This is a genomic window from Halolamina sp., from assembly GCF_036626355.1.
Classification (GTDB): Archaea; Halobacteriota; Halobacteria; order Halobacteriales; family Haloferacaceae; genus Halolamina.
Map to the genome: position 1 here is coordinate 1 of NZ_JAZKRY010000132.1, position 4,458 is coordinate 4,458.

The window sequence follows — 4,458 nt, forward strand, 5'->3', positions numbered from 1 at the left end:
GTACCGCCCGCAGCGTCGCACGGGCGGTTTGCCCAACACCGGTACCGCCCGCAGCGTCGCACGGGCGGTTTGCCCAACACCGGTACCGCCCGCAGCGTCGCACGGGCGGTTTGCCCAACACCGGTACCGCCCGCAGCTTCGTCCAAGGCCACAGCTATCACCCCGCCACTCCAAGCTGAGGTATGAGTGAAATCGCGGTCGCTGGGGGCGGGCTGGCGGGGCTGGTCGCCGCCCACCACCTCGCCGAATCCGGCCACGAGGTGACGCTGTACGAAGCGCGGGACGAACTTGGCGGGCGCGTTAGAACCCGGGAGGTCGACGGGTTCACCTGCGACCGGGGGTTCCAGGTGCTGTTCGAGGCGTACCCTGCCGTCCAGCGCGAGCTCGACCTCGACGCGCTCGACCTGCGACGGTTCGCCCCCGGCGGCGTCATCTGCCGCCCCGGGCAGCGCTCGATGCTCTCGGACCCGCTGCGTGACCCACGCTCGCTCGTCGAGTCGGCGATGAACCGCGAGGTCACGCTGGCTGACAAGCTCCGGACGCTGAAACTCCGCGCGCATCTGACCCGTGGCGACTGGCCGGAGTTCGGAATCCCCGACCGCTCTATCCGGGCCCTCCTCCGTGAGGAGGGGTTCTCGACGGGGTTCATCGATGGTTTCATCGCCCCGCTCTACGGCGGCATCACGCTCGACCGCTCGCTGTCGACCTCCGCCCACGTCTTCGAGTACACGTTCCGTGCGATGTCGCTCGGGAGTATCGCCGTCCCCGCCGAGGGGATGGCGGCCATCCCGGCACAGTTGGCTACTCGGGCCCGCGACGCTGGCGTCGACGTACGAACCGGTGAGCCCGTCGAGACGCTCGACAGCGAACGTGGAGCGGTGACACTCGGGACGGAGCACGGCACGGCGGAGCCGGACGCCGTCGTCGTGGCCACCGATCCCCAGTCTGCACGAGAGCTCACGGTTGTCGACGCCATCCCGGCCGAGGGCCGTGGCGTCGTCACGCAGTACTACCGGCTCGACGCCCCCGAACTCGCTGCCGGGACGCGTATCATGCTCAACGCGGAGTCGGCGGGACCGAACACCGTCGCACAGCTCTCGGCCGTCGCCCCCGAATACGCCGCTGCTGACGAGGTCCTCCTCGCTGCCTCGTTCGTCGAAGACGACGACCTGGACCGCGAGGACGAGGCGCTCGCGACGCGCACGAAGACGGCGCTCGAGGACTGGTACCCCGAACGCGCATTCGGGGCGCTGGAGCTACTGGCGACCGATCGCATTCCGTTCGCCCAGTTCGACCAACCGCCGGGCGCCCACGCGGTGCTTCCGGACCCCCACGACCCCGAGGGGCCGGTGTATCTCGCGGGGGATTACACCAGATGGTCGTCGATTCAGGGTGCACTGGCGAGCGGCGCGCGCGCCGCCGAGGCCGTCGACGCCGACCGATCGGCGTAGCTCAGTCGTCCGGTAAACGGGTCACCGACGGGCCGATTATTCGACGCTGAGGTCGCCCTCGTCGCTGGCGCCCTCGTCCCACTCGATCTCGAGTTCCACGCTGAGTTCGCCGGCACTGTCGGCGGGTCCCTCCCGTTCGACTTTCACCTCGAAGCTCGCGCTCTCGGGTGGTTCGACCGCGGTCGACTGGTCGCCGGCACTGAACGTGACTTCGCCGCCCGCCTCCAGCGAGTCGGCGACGGTGCGCAGGTAGTCGGCGATCTCGCTACGGCTCTCGACGCTCTCGGATTCGAACAGAATCTCTTCCGGCATACGCTCGAATAGAACGGGAGCCCGGATAAACCGGATGGCTGTGTGCTACCCCTCCGCGTGGTTTTTCGCCGTCGTGTACGCGTCACGAAGCTCTTTGAACGCCTCCTCGGTGCCACCCTGGTCGGGGTGGACCTCCTTGACCTGCTCGCGGTAGGCGTTCTGGACCGTTTCGGTGTCGGCATTCCGGCTCACACCGAGGGCCGCAAAGGCGGCGTCGACGGGGTGGCTCGTTGGGCTGCCGATAACCGTTCCCTCGTCGATCTCGAAGGGGAGGCGGCGCCCGAGGTTCGCGCCTGGCATCTCGTGTTCACAGAGGACGACGAACGTCTCACTGGCGGCGAGATTGAAGTACGCCTGAGGGTCGAACGTGATGGCCACGTCGCGCGCTGGGAGGTAGAACGCGACGGTCGCATGGTCGAGGTGGTGGTCCTCGAGAAACCGCTCCTCGGCGGCCCGGAGGAACGCCCGGATCTCCTGGCGGCGACGGCCGTCGCTGCTGACGTGGGGGCCGCCTGGCCGGTCGCCTGGGGGGAAGAGCCGTTCTCCGACGGCGAACAGGCTGGCGGCGGCGACGGAGGCGACGGTGCCCAACGCTATTCCTGCGAGCAGCCAGACCGGGATGGAGATTGCGGCCTCCGACGACACAGTTCGTCGTTAGGCGTCTACGACCTTCAACTGCTCGCTCGTGGGGGGTGACCGGCGCCGCTCGCACAGCGAAAAAGAGCCGACAGCGACGGCGGCCGACGGTCACCACCGCGACCCGAACACCCTTGGTCAAGCCACTCACACTCCAGACCATGACCGAGTACGATATCGAGCGCTACCTCAACATCCGGAGCGCCCATAGCGGTTCGTTCGGCCCGGATGGTGAGACGCTGGCGTTTCTGATGGATACCACCGGCACTGCGCAGGTGTGGACCGTCGACGGCCCCGGTGAATGGCCGGTCCAGCGCACGTTCTACGAGGACCGCGTCACCTTCGTCGACTACGCTCCCGAGCGCGATGAACTCGCGTTCGGGAAGGACCAGGGCGGCAACGAGCGCGCGCAGCTGTTCACGCTCGACACCGCCACCGGGGAAATCACCAACCGGACCCAGCGACCCGGCGCGAAACACCGCTGGGGCGGCTGGGACAGCGACGGTGAGCGCTTCGCATTCGCCTCCAACCGCCGCGATCATACGGTGTTCGACATCTACGTTCAGGATCGCGACGGCGTCGGCAACGACGCGGAGCTCGTTTATGAGGGCGACGGGTGGCTCTCCCTCGCGGGCTGGTCACCAAGCGACGACCGCTTGCTCGTGCTGGAGGCCCACTCCAGTTTCGACCAGGACGTCCACGTGCTGGACCTGGAGACGGGGGAGGCCGACCACGTCACGCCCCACGACGGCCGCGCCCGCTTCAGCAGCGTCGAGTGGGGACCGGACGGCGAGTCGCTCTACACCGCTACCGACCGACAATCGGACACGCTACAGCTCGAACGACTCGATCTCCAAACGGGTGAGTTCTCCGTCGTCGCGGCCGGCAACGAGGAGGAATCCGCCTCTGACAGCCCGACGCAGTCCGGCGACGGCGAGTGGAACGTCAGTGGCGTCTCCATCGACGAGGACTCCCGGCGTGTCGCCTACTCTCGGAACGTCGACGGCTACACCGATCTGACCGTCGGCGAACTTGTCGAGCCCGGCCGCATCGATCCTGCGACGGAGCCGGAGCTTCCGAACTGTGTCGCTGGGGGCGTCGAGTGGGGACCGGACGGCACCCAGTACGCCGTCACGGTCACCGCAAGCAGCGAGAACACCAACGTCCACGTCGCCGACGCCCGTACCGGCGAGAGCGAACGCTGGACGAACGCCGCCACGGCGGGCATCCCCCGCGAGACGTTCATCGAGCCGCAGCTCGTCCATTTCCCGACGTTCGACGACCGGGAGATTCCGGCGTTCTTCTCGGTTCCGGACGACGTGCCCGAAGGCGGTGCACCCGTCATCGTCGACATCCACGGCGGCCCCGAGTCCCAGCGCCGCCCCTCGTTCCGCGCGGTGAAACAGTACTTTCTCAACAACGGCTACGCCGTCTTCGAGCCGAACGTCCGTGGCTCCTCCGGCTACGGGAAAGCCTACGCCAGCCTCGACGACGTGCGCAACCGCATGGATTCGGTGACCGACCTGAAAGCCGGCGTGGAGTGGCTTCAGGACCACCCCGACGCTGATAACGAGCGCATCGTCGCCTACGGCGGCTCCTACGGCGGCTTCATGGTGCTCTCGGCGCTGACGGAGTACCCCGAGCTCTGGGCAGCCGGCATCGACGTGGTCGGCATCGCCAACTTCGTCACGTTCCTGGAGAACACGAGCGACTGGCGCCGCTCGCTTCGTGAAGCGGAGTACGGGAGCCTGGATGTGGACCGCGAGTTCCTCCAGGGGATCTCGCCGACGAACAACATCGAGCAGATCGATTCGCCGCTGTTCGTGCTCCACGGCGAGAACGACCCACGCGTGCCTGTGAGCGAGGCCGAACAGATCGTCGCGGACGTCCGGGAGCAGGGCGTGCCGGTCCGGAAACTCATCTTCCCGGACGAGGGTCACGGCTTCTCGAAGCTGGAGAACCGCATCGAGGCGTACTCCGCAGTCGTGGACTTCCTCGACGAGCATCTCTGATAGTGATTACTGCGAGTCTGTCCCGCCGTGACCATCCGTGTCGGTGG

General features: G+C 67.5%; 4 protein-coding genes. 2 read left to right on the plus strand and 2 right to left on the minus strand.

The genetic code is table 11. The features are described from left to right. Positions 1–182: 182 nt before the first annotated feature. Positions 183–1,451: an NAD(P)/FAD-dependent oxidoreductase gene (locus V5A38_RS14385; protein WP_332326454.1), complete on the plus strand. Its 1,269-nt coding sequence runs from the start codon at positions 183–185 to the stop codon at positions 1,449–1,451. Between the two features lie 36 nt (positions 1,452–1,487). On the opposite strand, the gene V5A38_RS14390 is transcribed toward V5A38_RS14385, so the two are convergent. Together V5A38_RS14390 and V5A38_RS14395 are read right to left on the minus strand one after the other, a co-directional pair. Then, positions 1,488–1,763, minus strand: a complete 276-nt coding sequence (locus tag V5A38_RS14390) for an amphi-Trp domain-containing protein (RefSeq protein WP_332326455.1) — start codon at positions 1,761–1,763, stop codon at positions 1,488–1,490. Positions 1,764–1,808: 45 nt separating this feature from the next. Continuing rightward, positions 1,809–2,408: a J domain-containing protein gene (locus tag V5A38_RS14395; protein WP_332326456.1), complete on the minus strand. Its 600-nt coding sequence runs from the start codon at positions 2,406–2,408 to the stop codon at positions 1,809–1,811. 152 nt (positions 2,409–2,560) lie between these two features. On the opposite strand from V5A38_RS14395, the gene V5A38_RS14400 reads away from it, so the two are divergent. Beyond that, a complete protein-coding gene (locus V5A38_RS14400) occupies positions 2,561–4,411 on the plus strand; it encodes a S9 family peptidase (RefSeq protein WP_332326457.1) in 1,851 nt (616 codons plus the stop codon). The last annotated feature ends 47 nt before the right edge of the window (positions 4,412–4,458 follow it).

Coding starts and splice junctions, on each gene's coding strand:
- V5A38_RS14390 (WP_332326455.1), bottom strand. CDS start 1,763: ATGCCGGAAGAGATTCTGTTCGAATCCGAGAGCGTCGAGAGCCGTAGC.
- V5A38_RS14400 (WP_332326457.1), top strand. CDS start 2,561: ATGACCGAGTACGATATCGAGCGCTACCTCAACATCCGGAGCGCCCAT.
- V5A38_RS14385 (WP_332326454.1), top strand. CDS start 183: ATGAGTGAAATCGCGGTCGCTGGGGGCGGGCTGGCGGGGCTGGTCGCC.